The organism is Pseudomonas sp. GW821-FHT12A04, assembly GCF_058807755.1.
Genome location: NZ_JBXAQZ010000027.1, coordinates 1 through 14,637, shown reverse-complemented (window position 1 = coordinate 14,637; position 14,637 = coordinate 1). Strand labels below are relative to the sequence as shown.

The 14,637-nt window shown below is 62.0% G+C and carries 12 protein-coding genes; 6 read left to right on the top strand and 6 right to left on the bottom strand.

Annotated features, from left to right (window positions below; translation table 11 throughout):
- Window positions 1-199: 199 nt before the first annotated feature.
- The 3 genes from nudE to AC1RS8_RS27905 form a co-directional block, all read right to left on the bottom strand.
- Window positions 200-748, bottom strand: coding sequence for an ADP compounds hydrolase NudE (gene nudE / locus AC1RS8_RS27915; RefSeq protein ID WP_057714052.1), 549 nt, complete (start codon window positions 746-748; stop codon window positions 200-202).
- Window positions 749-835: 87 nt separating this feature from the next.
- On the bottom strand, window positions 836-1,966 hold the full coding sequence (locus AC1RS8_RS27910; RefSeq protein ID WP_057714053.1) for a helix-turn-helix transcriptional regulator: 1,131 nt from the start codon (window positions 1,964-1,966) through the stop codon (window positions 836-838).
- A gap of 136 nt (window positions 1,967-2,102) precedes the next feature.
- The gene (locus AC1RS8_RS27905; protein ID WP_057714054.1) at window positions 2,103-3,146 is read right to left on the bottom strand and encodes a 3-ketosteroid-9-alpha-monooxygenase, oxygenase component; all 1,044 of its coding nucleotides are present in this window, start codon (window positions 3,144-3,146) and stop codon (window positions 2,103-2,105) included.
- Between the two features lie 146 nt (window positions 3,147-3,292).
- Here AC1RS8_RS27905 and AC1RS8_RS27900 point away from each other — a divergent pair, with 146 nt between their 5' ends.
- The 4 genes from AC1RS8_RS27900 (at window position 3,293) to AC1RS8_RS27885 (ending at window position 6,824) form a co-directional block, all read left to right on the top strand.
- A complete protein-coding gene (locus AC1RS8_RS27900; protein ID WP_489338914.1) occupies window positions 3,293-4,132 on the top strand; it encodes an SDR family NAD(P)-dependent oxidoreductase in 840 nt (279 codons plus the stop codon).
- Window positions 4,119-5,045, top strand: coding sequence for a LipP1 family hormone-sensitive lipase (gene lipP1 / locus AC1RS8_RS27895; protein ID WP_223531817.1), 927 nt, complete (start codon window positions 4,119-4,121; stop codon window positions 5,043-5,045). The genes AC1RS8_RS27900 and lipP1 overlap by 14 nt, the downstream gene beginning before the upstream one ends.
- Window positions 5,042-6,157 (top strand): 3,4-dihydroxy-2-butanone-4-phosphate synthase, encoded by a 1,116-nt coding sequence (locus AC1RS8_RS27890; protein ID WP_090456751.1) that lies wholly within the window; start codon window positions 5,042-5,044, stop codon window positions 6,155-6,157. The genes lipP1 and AC1RS8_RS27890 overlap by 4 nt, the downstream gene beginning before the upstream one ends.
- A 208-nt stretch (window positions 6,158-6,365) precedes the next feature.
- Complete coding sequence (locus tag AC1RS8_RS27885) at window positions 6,366-6,824, top strand: REP-associated tyrosine transposase (RefSeq protein ID WP_057714058.1); 459 nt, start codon at window positions 6,366-6,368, stop codon at window positions 6,822-6,824.
- A 331-nt stretch (window positions 6,825-7,155) separates the two neighbouring features.
- On the opposite strand, the gene surE is transcribed toward AC1RS8_RS27885, so the two are convergent.
- The 3 genes from surE to AC1RS8_RS27870 all read right to left on the bottom strand — a co-directional run bounded on the left by surE (window position 7,156) and on the right by AC1RS8_RS27870 (window position 11,133).
- Window positions 7,156-8,133 carry a 5'/3'-nucleotidase SurE gene (surE, locus tag AC1RS8_RS27880; RefSeq protein WP_489338913.1) on the bottom strand — a complete coding sequence of 326 codons (978 nt, stop codon included), beginning with the start codon at window positions 8,131-8,133 and terminating at the stop codon, window positions 7,156-7,158.
- Between the two features lie 79 nt (window positions 8,134-8,212).
- Window positions 8,213-9,592, bottom strand: coding sequence for a DUF1329 domain-containing protein (locus AC1RS8_RS27875; RefSeq protein WP_057714060.1), 1,380 nt, complete (start codon window positions 9,590-9,592; stop codon window positions 8,213-8,215).
- Window positions 9,593-9,615: 23 nt separating this feature from the next.
- A complete protein-coding gene (locus tag AC1RS8_RS27870) occupies window positions 9,616-11,133 on the bottom strand; it encodes a DUF1302 domain-containing protein (RefSeq protein WP_306345028.1) in 1,518 nt (505 codons plus the stop codon).
- A 326-nt stretch (window positions 11,134-11,459) separates the two neighbouring features.
- On the opposite strand from AC1RS8_RS27870, the gene AC1RS8_RS27865 reads away from it, so the two are divergent.
- Together AC1RS8_RS27865 and AC1RS8_RS27860 are read left to right on the top strand one after the other, a co-directional pair.
- Window positions 11,460-13,202: an FAD-binding protein gene (locus AC1RS8_RS27865; RefSeq protein ID WP_489338912.1), complete on the top strand. Its 1,743-nt coding sequence runs from the start codon at window positions 11,460-11,462 to the stop codon at window positions 13,200-13,202.
- Window positions 13,199-14,077, top strand: coding sequence for an SDR family NAD(P)-dependent oxidoreductase (locus AC1RS8_RS27860; RefSeq protein WP_057714063.1), 879 nt, complete (start codon window positions 13,199-13,201; stop codon window positions 14,075-14,077). Before AC1RS8_RS27865 ends, AC1RS8_RS27860 begins: the two co-directional genes overlap by 4 nt.
- Window positions 14,078-14,637 lie beyond the last annotated feature (560 nt).

The window sequence follows — 14,637 nt, the reverse complement described above, 5'->3', positions numbered from 1 at the left end:
CGTTCATGGAACCTCCAAGTTGGCGAAATCATATCGCCCTTAAGAGGTGTCCGGAATTATTAGGCCAGTTCAAGCTCGCTCCCACAGGTTTATTGGGCGTCCCTGGGATCTGTGCCTGGCCGTGATCCCCTGTGGGAGCGAGCTTGCTCGCGATAGCGGCCTATCAGGCGACATGGATGTTGGATGTGCCGGTGTGGTGTCAGGTTCGTCGGGCGAGGGCGCCTATTGCCATGAACAGCGCCGCAATCGCCCTGGCCTCGTGGAGTTCACCGCGGGCCACCAGTTCGGGGATTTGCGCCAGCGGTACCCGCAGGCATTCCAGGGGTTCGGGTTCGTCGCCTTCGAGTTGGCAGGGACTCAGTTGTTCGGCAAGTACGACCCGGTAGCGATGGCACAAGTGCCCCGGTGCCAGGGTCAGCTCGCCCAGTTCAGTGAGGCGTTCGGCGCGCATTCCGACTTCTTCGCTCAGCTCGCGCTGCGCCGCCTGCAAGTAGTCTTCATTGGGCTCGGCGCCGCCCTTGGGCAGGCCGAGAATGGTTTTTTCCACACCGACCGCGTATTCGCGCACCAACAACACATGCTCCGGATCGGGCATCGCCACCAGCATCACCGAGCGATAGCCGGTGCCGCGCAGGCGTTCGTAGACCCGCTGCTGGCCGTTGCTGAATTGCAGGTGCAGGGCTTCGATCTGAAAGTGGCCGCTTTGCGCCAGCAGTTCAGTCTTGAGGATGGTTGGGCAGTTGCGCATGGGGCAGTCCCCTGTTTGGGATAAAGACACTGTGCGCTGTGCAACGGGAGCCGCCATCGTCCGAGCGGACGAGGGCGGCAATGAGGGCTAGCCGAGGGTCGCCACGCTGCGCAGGATCAGGCGCACCAGCATGGTCTGGCGGGTCACGCCGGTCTTGGAGAAGGTCGAGCGCAGGTGTGCCCGCGAGGTGTTGCGGCTGATGCCCAGCTCTTCCGACGCTTCGTCGAGGGTCAAGCCGTTGGCCAGCAACATCGCCAGCTGGGTTTCCGCCGGGGTGAAGTCGAACAGCGCGCGAACGATTTCCTGCGGTGCGGTGGATTGTTGTTCCGGGTCGCTGATGAAAATCACCACGGTCGGGCACTGCTTGCCTTCGCTCCAGTCGGTCAATGGCACCGAGCGCACGATGATCCCCAGGTCCGCTTTGCCGGACGGCCGCTGCACACGCAGGGCTTCGACCACCGACGGGTTGCTGCTTTTTTGCGACAGCAGCGACTGCTTGACCAGGCGACGGAACTCCTGGGTGTCCCGGGCCGTACCGACCTGCAGGCCATCGTTGACCAGTTTGATGCCGTCCTTTTCCTGGATCAGCCGGTCGGCGACCTGGTTGGTCTGCAGTACCTTGCCGGCCTCATCGAGGATGATCGTGCCGACCGCCATCTGGTTCACCGCGCCGGCGTACAGATTGCGTTCGGCTTCGATGCGGTTGAGCTGCATGTGGATCTTGATCGAACGTTCCAGGTGCGCAATGAAATGCGTGAGCATGGCCTTTTCTTCGTTGCCGAACGGCTTGTCGTCACGCCCGCGACTGATGCGAATGCGGCACTGGGCGCCGTCGACGGTGTTGATGTCGGCACCGAGGATGTGGAACACGTCCACCGGTTCAAGGAAGTTCTTGTAGAACTCGGAATTCTGCCAGTCGTCGTTGGAGACGAACTCGGCGAGGGTCACCACCTGGCGGTTGGGCAGGTCGACAAACGGATCTAGGCTGAAAAAGTGTTTGTTGTACGACGCGGTCGCCTCGGTCGAGGTGCCGGTGGTGTTGACCATCAAGCCGTCCACGTGGGCGCTGGGCGGACGCAGGATGAAGGTCACGTACTTGCTGTTCAGATGCACATTGAGCTGATTGAGAAAAGTAGCCCAGGGAATGGTTTCCAGCGGACCCTGATAGAGGTTGCCGATCAAATCACTGAACGTATCGAGGCTGAGGCTCTGCTGCATAGGGAAAAACCGTTTTTATTATTAGCGTTGGCGGTGGCCGAGAATAAGCGCCGGTATCGACTCCTTGCAACGCTCGGGCTCAGGGCCTGACCGGCGGCTGCCGAACAGGCCCATGACGGGCGAAAAACCGCTGGCGTCAGACCCGTTCGCTGGCGCGCACGACAAACTTCTTGTGTTCGGCAACGTCCGCCGACAGCGCCTCGACGTCGGTGTAGAACTGCTCGTACCAACGGCGCAACTGATAGACCGGACCGTCGCCGTCACACAACAGCGGGTTATCGACGCGGGTCTTGCTGTGCCAGATGGCCACGTCTTCGTAGAAGGCTGCCTGCGCCTGCGCCACGTAGGCCTTGGCCATCGCCTGGTTCTGCTCTTCGCTCAAGCCCGGGATCTTCTTCACCAGCACGCCGTAGCGCAGGGTGAAACTGTCGAGGTCGACCGGCACATGGCAGTTGAGCAGGATCGAGTGGATCGGCTGGCCGTTCATGGCACCGTTCATCTCGGTGATCTGATAGGCCGGGCCGAAATAGGTGGCCTCGGTGGTCAGCACGCTGTCGCCGGACAGGCGCTCACTGCGGGCGCGCATGATCTGGGTGGCCAGGTGGCCCTGGAAAATATTGATGAACTCGTCGACCGGCGCGCCATGGACGGTGCCGAAGTGCGCCATATCGGCGATGTTGTCGATCAGTTCACGGCAGTTGGTGTCAATCTGCAGCTCAGCGACTTCCCACGCCGCCCATTCGTCGCTGTAGCAGGCGTCGATGCGCGGAATGCGTTGTTCCGGCAGCGGGGGGTTGCCTTCGGGGTCATTCCAGACGAACAGCAACTGGTTCTCTTCCATGATCGGCCAGCTTTTGATTTTGGCCCGAGGCGGGATGCGCTTGGCGTAGGGGATGTCATCGCACACGCCATCGGCGCCCCAACGCCAGGCGTGGAACGGGCAGCGAATCGAGTTGCCTTCAACGCAACCGGTGCTCAGGTCGGCACCCATGTGCGGGCAGTAGCCATCAAGAATATGCAGCTCGCCGTCTTCACCCTGGAACGCCACCAGACGGGTGCCGAACACCTCCAGGCGATGGGCCTTGCCGTCGCGGTATTGCGCGGCCAGGCCCAGGCAATGCCAGCCGCGGGCGTAGCGGTCTTCCAGCAGTTTGGCTTCGATGCGGTGCAGGGTACTCATCTTATTATTCTCCCAAGGGATCACGGGGTTGGCGCATGTAACGGATTCTGCCGCCCCTGTAAAAGCGGGCATCGTCTGAATGGACGATGGCTGCTTTAAGTAGGCCCGCTCTACTGGCGCCATTGGACCCATGGCAGGAGTTGGCGATGAGTAATGAACAAGGGCCGGTAGCGGTGATTACCGGGGCCGCCAGTGGTATTGGCCGTGGCCTGGCCGAACACGCGGCGACACTGGGCATGCGCCTGGTGCTGGCGGATCGGGATGCAGCGGGCCTGCAAGCCCTGTGCGACGAATTGAAGGCCAGCGGTGTGCAAGCGATTGCCTGCGCCACCGATGTCGGTGATGTGAAACAGGTCGAGCGCTTGCGTGACCGGGCTGTCGAGCACTTCGGCGGGGTCGACCTGCTATTCAACAATGCCGGGGTGATGCAAACCGGCTTCAGCTGGGAGATCACCGAGACGCAATGGCAGCGCATGCTGGACGTCAACCTCAACGGCGTTATCAACGGCATTCGCAGCTTTGTGCCATTGCTGCTCAGTCAGGGCCGGGCAGCCCATGTGATCAACACAGCGTCTCTTGCCGGGCTGGTCAGCAGTCCGCTGATGGCGCCGTACAACGTGACCAAGCAGGCGGTGGTCGCGCTCTCGGAAACCCTGCATTACGAACTCGCCATGATCGGTGCGCCGGTATCGGTTTCGGTGCTGTGCCCGGGGCCGGTGGCCAGTGAAATCATGGCGTCGAACCAGGTGGTGGACACCGCCGGATCCGACTTCAGCCAACTGCTCGACAGCACCATTCGCCAGGGCATGACCCCGGCGGAACTGGCCGCGCAAGTGTTCGCCGCCATCGCGCAAAAACGCTTCTGGATCCTGCCCCACAAGGGTTTCAAGCCGGCCCTTGAGCGCCGGGTACAAAGCATCCTGGGCGAGACCAATCCGCAGTTTCAAATGGCCGACGTAGAGGACGATGCCCATGCCGCTCGATAAGCAGATCGCTGGGGTGCTCCAGCAATTTCGCGACATCCCCGAGCCCGATTTCAGCCAGGTCGATGCCGCTCAGTACCGGCAGTTCTCCGACAACCTGCTGCCGGCCATCCCCGGCGATCCGATGAGCGAAGTGCGCGACTTGCGGGTGGCCGGCGCGGACGGTGAACTGGACGCACGGCTGTACCGGCCATCGGAAGAACCCGACCTGCCGTTGCTGGTGTTTTTCCATGGCGGCGGGTTTGTCATGGGCAATCTCGATACCCACGACAATCTCTGCCGCTCGCTGGCCCGCCAGACCGAAGCGGTGGTGGTGTCGGTCGCCTACCGACTGGCGCCGGAAAGCAAGTTCCCCGCTGCGCCTCTCGATTGTTATGCGGCCACCTGCTGGCTGGTCGAGCACGCGGCTGAACTGCGCGTCGATGGCAGCCGGCTGGCTGTGGCCGGAGACAGCGCCGGGGGCAATCTGGCGCTGGCGGTCAGTCAGTTGGCGGCACGACGCCAAGGGCCGAAGATCAGCTATCAGTGCCTGTTTTACCCGGTCACCGATGCGGGTTGCGACTCTCAGTCCTTCGAAGACTTTGCCGAGAGCTATCTGCTTTCCGCCGCAATGATGCGCTGGTTCTGGCAGCAGTATCTGCAAGACGTCGGGCAGGCGGATGATCCATTGGCCTCGCCGTTGCGTGCCGAGAGCCTGGCGGGATTGCCGCCAACGACCCTGATGACTGCCGAATTCGACCCGTTGCGCGATGAGGGCGAGGCAATGGCCGAATGTCTGCGCGAGGCCGGCGTGCCTGTGCGCGTACAGCGTTGCGACGGCATGATCCATGGTTTTATCAGCATGGCGCCGTTCGTGGAAGGGGCGGCACATGCCTTGTCCGATGCGGCGGCCGACCTGCGCGGGGCACTCAAATGAACGGCCTGGCTTTCAATACGGTACCGCAACTGATCGAGGCCATCGGCGCCGGTCGGATGGTGGTGATCACCGACGACGAACACAACGGCGAAGGCTCGTTGCTGATGGCCGCCGAACAGGCCGGGGCTGAAGCCGTCACTTTCATGGCGGTGCAGGCACGCGGGCTGATTTGCCTGGCCCTGACCGAGCAGCGCTGTCGCGCGCTGGGCCTGGACCTGATGGTGCCCAACTCCCGGGCACAACATGGCGTGGGTTTTACCCGCTCGATCGAAGCCGCCACGGGGGTGTCCACGGGTATCTCGGCGGCGGACCGTGCGCGGTCGATCCAGGTGGCGGTCGACCCGGCCAGCGTTCCGACGGACCTGGTGCAACCGGGGCATATCTTCCCGGTGCAAGCCTTGCCCGGTGGCGTGATGCAGCGGGCCGGACATGTCGAGGCCGCTTGCGACCTGACACGTCTGGCGGGGCTGCAACCGGCGGCAACCCTGGTGGGCATTCTCAACGAGGACGGCGAACTGGCCCGTGGTGCCGAGTTGCATGAGTTCGCCCAACGTCATGGCTTGCGGATCGGCACCATTGCCGACCTGATTCACTACCGCATCCTGCATGAAGGCACGATCGAGCGCGGCGGCGAATATCCGTTGCATACCCGCCACGGTGAGTTCCAGGTGACCACCTATCAGGACACCTACCAGGGCTCGCTGCACCTGGCGCTGGTCAAGGGCCGGATCGACAGCACGCAACCGGTGTTGGTGCGGGTGCAAAGCATCGAGACGTTGCGTGACGTGCTGGGGTGTGAAAGCGAAGGCGGGCCGCAACAGTGGACGCTGGAGCGTTCGCTGGCCAGTATCGCGGCGGCCGGTAGCGGTGTGCTGGTGCTGCTGGCGCAAAAGGAATCCGCCGAGGGCGTGCTTGAGCAACTGCGTCAGCGCAGCGGCGGCAAGCACCGGGCGCCACAGTTTCCGCAACGGACTTTGGGCATCGGCGCGCAGATCCTGCGCGACCAGAACGTGCGCAAAATGCGCCTGATGAGTTCGCCGGTGCCGTACACCGCCGTGTCCGGGTTTGATCTGGAAGTGACGGAGTTTGTGCCGTTTCAACCTGTAGTCTGAAGCAAACACAAAAACCATTGTGGGAGCAAGCTTGCTCCCACAATGGTTTTTGGATACCCGCAGATGTTGCGTACACCGACTAACCCTGTGGGAGCGAGCTTGCTCGCGATAGCTATCGATTGGTCACATCCGGTCAAACGTTGACCCAACGCCCAAGCATCCACCGGTCTAGCCTTGCTCCTGAATTCACCATGGAGAGGGCAAAGGAATGCCTGATTTACCTGCTTCATTTCGTCTGCGCATCGGCCGCTATGCCGAGCCCAACAGGGTTTACCTGTTGACGAGCAACACGCTGGATCGAGAACCGGTTTTCAAGGATTTCGGTTTGGGCAGGCTGGTCGTCAAGCAATTTCAGTATGCACAGGAACAATACTGGGCGAACTCTTTAGCGTGGGTCGTCATGCCCGATCATTTTCATTGGTTGATCGAGTTGCAGCAGTGCTCACTCAGTCAGCTGATGCAAAAAACCAAATCATTGAGTACGCGGGCCGTGAACATGTCCGTCGGACGTAAAGGCAGTCTATGGCAGCAGGGCTATCACGATCGGGCGTTGAGGCGGGATGAGGACCTGGTCAAGCTTGCTCGATATGTTGTCGCGAACCCGTTGCGGGCTGGGTTGGTTGAGAAGCTTGGCGACTATCCGTTGTGGGATGCGATCTGGGTTTGATCCGTAACCGCGTAGCCACCATCGCGAGCAAGCTCGCTCCCACACTGATTTTTGGATAGCCGCAGATGTTGCGCACACCCGGTACCCCTGTGGGAGCGAGCTTGCTCGCGATGGCGGACTGTCAGGCGAGTTTGATGTTGACTGGGCCGGCCTCATCGCGAGCAAGCTCGCTCCCACAATGATTTTTGGATAGCCGCAGATGTTGCGTACACCCGCTAACCCTGTGGGAGCGAGCTTGCTCGCGATGGCGGAGTGTCAGTCGACATCGATGTTGAATGTGTCGGTCTCATCGCGAGCAATGGTTTTGTGATTAACACCGTTCCGTGCTTGCTTAAGGCTTGACCCCGCGCAATATCTTCTTCGCCTGATCCTGCATCGCATCTGGCGCGGTCATGTTGCCGTCGATCACGGTGATCACCGCGTGGCCTTGCCACAGTTGATAGGCATCGGCCTTTTGCTGGGTTTCGGTAGGTGTCGACGGCGGAGCCAGGTTGACGTGGACCACGCCGTCGGCGCCGCGCTGGGAGGTGAAGTTGACCCGATCCCAATTGCCGATCGGCGCAAAGCGCACGCCTTTGACTTCATCGGGTTTGAGGGGCGGGTAGTTGAGGTTCAGGCCGCTGACACCCGGCAGTCCGAGCACGTTCAAATCACACTGATGCTTGTTCCTGGCACAGGCCTGCTTGGCGTCTGTACCGGCCAGGCCCGCCTGTTCGATGACCTTCACGGCAAAGCGCGCCGTGTCGTCCATGGCGTCGAGGGTCTTGCGGTAGCCGGCCTGCTGGTCGCGGATGATCAGGTCCATATCGATACCCGTGGACACCGCCACAGCCGGAATTCCCTTGAACATCGCGCGAACGGCGGCGTTGAGGGTGCCGGACATCTGCGTCAGCGGGCCGACGTTTTCGCCGAAGTTGCTGCCTGACACCACCAGGTCCGGCGGCGAATCCTTGAGGATCACATCGAGGCCGACGTTGACCGCATCCACCGGCGTGCCGATGGCGGAGGTCTTGCCGGCGGGCGGGGTGTAGTCCTGCGGTGGCCCGACGCAAAATTTGCCTGGCGCCAGTTCGGTCACCGCCAGGGCCTGGCCGGGTACGACCACGCTGGCGGCGCTGATGCCGCTGCTGTCGTTCAACGGGCCGACCAGGGTGACCTTGTGCCCGGCGGCGGTCAGCGCCCGGTACATCGCATCGATGCCGGGCGCGCGGCAGCCATCGTCGTTGGTCAGCAGGATGTTCAGGGCGTTGGCTTGCATCGACAGGCCAACGCTGGCCATGGCGATGATGCCGGTGAGGAGTTTGTTCATGGTGAAGTCTTCCGTGGGCGCAGCGGATTTTACAAAGCACAACGCCCCGACCGAATGATTCGGTCGGGGCGCGGTGAGTTTAGCGGGTGCCGAGTTTGCGCAGGTTGCCAGGGGTGAATTCGTCTTCAGTGAAGGCGGTGGCGTTGAGCTTGGCCGGCTTTTGATCGATCAGCATGCGGTCAACCAGGTAAGAGCCGGCGATCAGGTCGTGGTAGATGCCCAGACGAGCGTGGTAGCGCTGCATCTCATAGGCGTAGATCGAGGTCTGCATGTTGGTGCGCCACAACTGGCCACGGCTGTCGTAATTGTCGGCCATGGTCGCGGACCAGGTGTCCTCGTCCAGGTACAGCACGCGCTTGGCGTATACGTGGCGGGCACCTTCCTTGAGGTTGGCCTGCAACACCCAGACGCGGTGTTTCTCGTAGCGCATGTACTGCGGATCGACGTGGCCGGTGGTGTCCAGGATCTGGTCGGCCGTTACGCTCGGGTCGTCGATCTTGTAGTTGTGGTACGGAATGTAGATTTCCTTCTTACCGACGATGGTCCAGTTGTAGCGGTCTGGCGCACCATTGAACAAGCGGTCTTCGTCGTACACGCGAAAACCTCCCGCGCCGGTCGGCGAGTCATAACCCACGGTCGGTGCGCGACGAACCCGGCGTTGGCCCGGGCTGTATTGCCAGGCCTGGCGCGGGGAGGCGGTCGGATTGATGAACTCGTGACCGACCACGATCTCGCCTTTCTTGCGCACCGGTTCCAGGGTGGTGAGCAGGAAGTGGGTGGATACACCGTTCGCGGCCTCCAGGGTTTTGTCCGGGCTCGACCAGATCGAGAAGATCTTGTAGTTGACCTCTTCCAGCACCTTTTCCTTGTTGGAGTACACCACCGCCTGGCCGTAGTTGGCCTCTTCAGTGTTGGCGCGCCCCTGCAAGGTATGGTTGAACATCAACTCGCTGCCGTTCTTCGGGATCGGGAACGGCGAGGCACCCCAGGCGTTTTTGGTGTCGTTGTTGTCATTCTCGAGTTCGGCAGTGACGGCGTTTTTCTTGATCTGGTCTTCCAGGCGCTGATCAAGGCGGAAGTCGCGGTGGCTCGGGTAGACCGGGATCTTGAAGGTATCCGGGTATCGCTTGAACAGCGCCTTCTGGCCATCGGTCAGGTTGTCGGCGTACTTGTCCATGTTCTTCGAATCGATCACGAACAGCGGTTTTTCCGCGGCGTACGGGTCCGGGTACGGCGTGCCGGGGCCGGCGTATTTGAGTCCTGGCGGCAGGCCGCGCCATTTGCCGGACCAGGCCGGGATGCTGCCGTCGGCGTTGCCGGCTTTTTCGGCGCCCATCGGGGTCAGGTCCTGGCCCAGGCGGGCGGCTTCTTCGGGGCTGACCTTGGCGTAGGCCAGGCCACTGCCGAGCAGGCCGACGGTCAGCGCAGTGCTCAATAATGTTTGGGTGAATCTGGACATGCTGTGCTCCTCCGACAGGGGAATCAGAACCGGTACTTGAAGTTGAGCGCGACGTTGTCGCGGTCGGCCAACGGGCTGTTGTTGGCGCTGCCGAGGTAGGCGTTGTAGCGGGCCTCGACGGTGAAGTTGCCCAAGTAGCGCCACGAACTGCCGATGCTGGCGCGGTTATCGTTCTGGCCGGCGTTGATCGAGCCGACCATCGAGCTGTCGCCGTGGGCGGCGGCGCTGAAGGTGACAGGCACCGACATGTCCCATCCGCTGAAGACGTCGTTGTAGTCAAAGTTCGCCTGCACCGTGTAGCCCCAGGCATCGCGGTCATAGACCAGGCTGTCGGTGCCCGGCAGCGCGAAACCAGGGGCCAGGGTCACTGGCTGCGACTCGTCGTTGCTGACCACGGTGTTGTAGACCAGCTCGCCGGTCAGGCTGGTGTTGTCGGCGAAGGAGGTCGGGCCGAGCACGTAGATCATCGACGTTTGCGCTTGTATGGTCTTGCCGCGCACGGGGCTGGAGAAACCGTTGTCGACCATCACTGGCGTGCCGTCTCGGTAGCTGACTTCACCGGCCCAGCTGACATCGCCCAGCACCGTGGCGAAACTCGCACCGAACAGGTCGATGTTGTCGAAGTAGCGCACCTGGTAGCGGCCCAGGTTCGTCGCAAAGTCCAGCGACGGCGTCTTGTCGTGATAGCGCGAGTAGAAGAGGCCGAACTCGGTGTTGTTCAGCGACTCGGCGGCGTAGGTGAAGGCCACACCGTACTGGCCGCTGTCGCTCGGCTTGTCGTCCTTGAGGCGGGTGACGAAACCGGAAGCGTCGTTGAAGCCGCCCTCGTCGATGAAGTCGGTGGTGGAGAAGTAACTACCCACGCCGAACAGCTCGGTTTTCTCCCACTTGTATTGGTAGTAGGCCTGGATACCCAGGCTTTCGGTCAGGGCGAACTGGGTGAACAGTTGGCCGACCGGCAGCAGGATTTCCTTGACCTCGACGCCCGGGGTGGTCGCCTTGGTCGCGTCCACCGGGCTCTGGGCCGCGGAAATACCCGGATAGAACAGACTTTCACCCCAGCTCACCACCTGATTACCCAGGCGCGCGTTGAGGGCATGGCCGCTCACGTCCCAGGTGCCATAGGCGTAGTAGTCGAGCATGCGCAACTCATTGCGATGCTGGTCGATGGTGTCCTGGGAGAAACGGTCGGGTTTGCTGCAATGGCCGCCGGCGAAACAGTTGGAAGTGCCGGTGGTGTTGTCGTTGTCCTGATCGTAGACGTTGTCGTAGAAGCCCGTCGCCCGGACGAACACGCCGTAGTCGTCTTGCCACTTGATGTTGGCTTCGGTGAGAAAGCCGCTGCGGTTGTTGATCAGGCTGCCTTTGTCGAACGCGTTGTCGCCGTCGTTGCCGTTGGCATTGGCGGTCAGCTTGTGATCGCGAGACTCGGTCCGCCAGGCGAGGCTGTAGGTCAGTGTGGTGTCCCAGTCGATGCTCAAGTCTTCGCTTGGCTGAAAGCTCATGGCGTTAACGTGAGCGCTAAGTCCACCAGCCAGCATCAATAGAACAAGCTGTGTGCGAGGGTGCTGTGTTGGTGGGGCGATTATTGTTTTTATCATGTCGTCCTCATGGCCCAGGTCAGACCTGCCCGACCTGCATTTCAGGGGAGTGATTGGTGCTGTGGGCGACTATGGAGTCACGACTTGCGCGCAACATCGTCCAAGCGGACTAAGCGATTTGTACGGGGCGGGCGCAGTCCCGGCCTTAGTCTTATCGGACGATGAACACCCGGCGCACGGGGCGAACAATCCCGAGACCGACTGCACCGGGCGAAGATCCGGCGGTGGCGGTTTCTGCCTGATGGGCGCTGAACAAGGGTGATCGCATGAACGCTGCCGGGATCAAATGGGACGAGTGCTGTGATGTGTTGGTGATTGGCTCGGGAGCCGGGGGCATGACCGCAGCGCTGCGCGCCCACGACCTGGGCCTGAATGCGTTGCTGATCGAAAAGAGCGGCGAGTACGGCGGCACCTCGGCGGTGTCCGGCGGCGGCATCTGGATCCCCAACAATCACCGGATCAACGCCATCGGCGGCAGTGATTCGGCGGCCGAAGCGATTGCCTACATCCGCGCCGTGACCCATGGCGAGATCGACGATGGGCGCATCGAAGCCTATGTCGAACACGGCCGGGAGATGGTCGAGTACCTGGAACAACACACCCGCGTGCGCTTCGAGGCGCAACCGCGCTACGCCGATTACTACCCGGAAGTCGAGGGCGGAAAACCGGGCTATCGTTCGATGGATCCGCAACCGTTCGATGCCGCCGAACTCGGCGAAGAATTTTTGCGCATGCGCGCACCGTCCCCCGGCACCCTGATGATGGGACGCATGGCGATGACCATGAAAGAGGCGCAAGTGCTGCTGTGCCGTGGCCCCGGCTGGTTGCGCCTGACCCTGCGGGTGATGTGGCGCTACTGGCGTGATCGCGAGGGGCGGCGTTTATCCCGTCGCGACCGTTTCCTGACCCTGGGCAATGCCTTGATCGGTGCCTTGCGCTGTTCGTTGCAGGATCGCGGCAAGTCGCTGTGGCTCAATTGTGCACTCGAAGAGCTGCTGCTGGTCGGCGACCGGGTCGGCGGGGCACGGGTCAATCGCAACGGTCAGTTGCTCAACGTCAAGGCGCGCTACGGGGTGATCATCGCCGCCGGTGGTTTCGAGCGTAACCAGGAAATGCGCGAGCAGTACCTGCCGCAGCCGTCCCGGGCCAACTGGAGTGCCACGCCACCCAACAATACCGGCGACGGTATTCGCGCCGGCCAGGCCATCGGTGCCCGGACCGCGTTGATGGAGCACAGCTGGTGGGCGCCGACCACTTACGTCAAGGGCGAAGAAAAACAGCGGGCGCTGTTCGTTGAACGCACCTTGCCGGGGTGCGTGATGGTCAACGCGGCGGGGGAGCGTTTCGTCAACGAAGCCGCGCCCTATACCGATATCGTTTACGCGATGTACGCCAACAACCGCGAAGGCGCCGCGAGCGTGCCGTGCTGGATGGTGTTCGACGCCGAGTTCCGCCGCAAATACCCGTGCGGCGCCTTGTTGCCGGGCTATACCCAGCGCGATTGGCAATTGCCCGAGCATTTGCGTGATTACTTCCACAAGGCGTCGAGCCTGGAAGAACTGGCGACGAAAATCGGTGTCGACGCTGGCGGGCTGGTGCGCACCGTGCAGCGTTTCAACGGCATGGCCGTGCAGGGCGTCGACGAGGATTTCCACAAGGGCGAATCGCTGTTCGATCGCTACTACGGCGATCCGAACGTGCAACCCAATCCGTGCCTGGCGCCGTTGCTCAAAGGGCCGTTCTACGCCGTGCGCATCGACGCCGGCGACATCGGCACCAAGGGTGGCCTGCTGACCGACGTGCACGCCCGCGTGTTGCATGAAGACGGCGAACCGATCAACGGCCTGTACGCCATCGGCAACAGCGCCGCCTCGATGATGGGCCGCACCTATCCGGGTGCCGGTTCGACCATCGGCCCGGCCATGACCTTCGGTTACCTGGCCGCCAATCACATCAAGCGCCAGAGCGAAACCGCTTCGGCGAAAACCTTGTTCGGGAGTGTCGAATGAACAACCAGCGTCCACAGATCGCCGTAGTGACTGGCGCCAGTCGCGGAGTCGGGCAGGGCATTGCCCTGGCCCTTGGAGCGGCGGGCATGACGGTGTATGTCACCGGTCGCGCCCCGGCGCAGGGCGGGTCGAATTTGTACGGGCATGCCTTGCGCGGCTCGCTGGAGGACACCGCCGCCGCGATCACCGACGCCGGTGGGCGCGGTATCGCGGTGGTCTGTGATCACGCCGATGACGCGCAGGTTCAGGCGCTGTTTACCCGTGTGGAAAATGAGTGCGGGCATCTGGATCTGCTGGTGAACAACGCCGCGTTCATCCATGACCAGTTGATCGAACCAGGGCCGTTCTGGGCTAAACCGCTGGACCTGGTGCGCATTCTCGACGTCGGCCTGCGCTCGGCCTACATCGCCAGCTTCTATGCCGCGCCGCTGTTGCTCAAAAGTGCACAAGGGCTGATTTGCTTCACTTCGTCGTTCGGTGCCGGGTGCTACATGCATGGCCCGGCGTACGGCGCGCAAAAGGCCGGCGTCGACAAGCTGGCGGCGGACATGGCGATCGATTTCGAAGGGCAGGGCGTGGCGGCATTGTCGCTGTGGCTCGGCCCGCAACTGACCGAACGCACGAAGATTGCCGGCGAACAGCATGGCGAGCAGTACCAGGCGTTTCTGGCCCACGCCGAAACCCCGCAATTCAACGGGCGGGTGATTCATGCCTTGCTCAATGATCCGCAGTTGATGGCGTTGTCCGGGCAGACCCTGATCACCGCCGAAATTGCCCCTGGCTACGGCATCAGCGAAGCCGAAGGCCGCCAGCCGCCGTCCCACCGCGCCATGCTCGGCGACCCGCGCCAGCAGCATCCGGCGCGGGTGGTTTAACTACGTCATCTCGGCACACACAAAACCTGTGGGAGCGGGCTTGCTCGCGATGACGGAGTGTCAGCCAACATCCATGTCGATTGACCTGACGCTATCGCGAGCAAGCTCGCTCCCACAGTTGATCTGTGTCGGACTCGAAACCTGTGTACACCCTCGAACACTGTAGGAGCGGGCTTGCTCGCGATGACGGAGTGTCAGCCAACATCTATGTCGACTGACCTGACGCTATCGCGAGCAAGCTCGCTCCCACAGTTGATCTGTGTCGGACTCGAAATCTGTGTACACCCTCGAACATTGTGGGAGCGAACTTGCTCGCGATGACGGAGTGTCAGCCAACATCCATGTCGATTGACCTGACGCTATCGCGAGCAAGCTCGCTCCCACAGTTGAGCTGTGTCGGACTCGAATCCTGTGTACACCCTCGAACATTGTGGGAGCGAACTTGCTCGCGATGACGGAGTGTCAGCCAACATCTATGTCGATTGACCTGACGCTATCGCGAGCAAGCTCGCTCCCACAGTTGAGCTGTGTCGGACTCGAAATTTGTGTACACCCTCGAA

Excerpts from the sequence above, each read along its gene's own strand:
- nudE (WP_057714052.1), bottom strand. The coding sequence starts at position 748 with ATGCGCAACTGCCCAACCATCCTCAAGACTGAACTGCTGGCGCAAAGC.
- AC1RS8_RS27910 (WP_057714053.1), bottom strand. The coding sequence starts at position 1,966 with ATGCAGCAGAGCCTCAGCCTCGATACGTTCAGTGATTTGATCGGCAAC.
- AC1RS8_RS27905 (WP_057714054.1), bottom strand. The coding sequence starts at position 3,146 with ATGAGTACCCTGCACCGCATCGAAGCCAAACTGCTGGAAGACCGCTAC.
- AC1RS8_RS27900 (WP_489338914.1), top strand. The coding sequence starts at position 3,293 with ATGAGTAATGAACAAGGGCCGGTAGCGGTGATTACCGGGGCCGCCAGT.
- lipP1 (WP_223531817.1), top strand. The coding sequence starts at position 4,119 with ATGCCGCTCGATAAGCAGATCGCTGGGGTGCTCCAGCAATTTCGCGAC.
- AC1RS8_RS27890 (WP_090456751.1), top strand. The coding sequence starts at position 5,042 with ATGAACGGCCTGGCTTTCAATACGGTACCGCAACTGATCGAGGCCATC.
- AC1RS8_RS27885 (WP_057714058.1), top strand. The coding sequence starts at position 6,366 with ATGCCTGATTTACCTGCTTCATTTCGTCTGCGCATCGGCCGCTATGCC.
- surE (WP_489338913.1), bottom strand. The coding sequence starts at position 8,133 with ATGAACAAACTCCTCACCGGCATCATCGCCATGGCCAGCGTTGGCCTG.
- AC1RS8_RS27875 (WP_057714060.1), bottom strand. The coding sequence starts at position 9,592 with ATGTCCAGATTCACCCAAACATTATTGAGCACTGCGCTGACCGTCGGC.
- AC1RS8_RS27870 (WP_306345028.1), bottom strand. The coding sequence starts at position 11,133 with ATGCTGGCTGGTGGACTTAGCGCTCACGTTAACGCCATGAGCTTTCAG.
- AC1RS8_RS27865 (WP_489338912.1), top strand. The coding sequence starts at position 11,460 with ATGAACGCTGCCGGGATCAAATGGGACGAGTGCTGTGATGTGTTGGTG.
- AC1RS8_RS27860 (WP_057714063.1), top strand. The coding sequence starts at position 13,199 with ATGAACAACCAGCGTCCACAGATCGCCGTAGTGACTGGCGCCAGTCGC.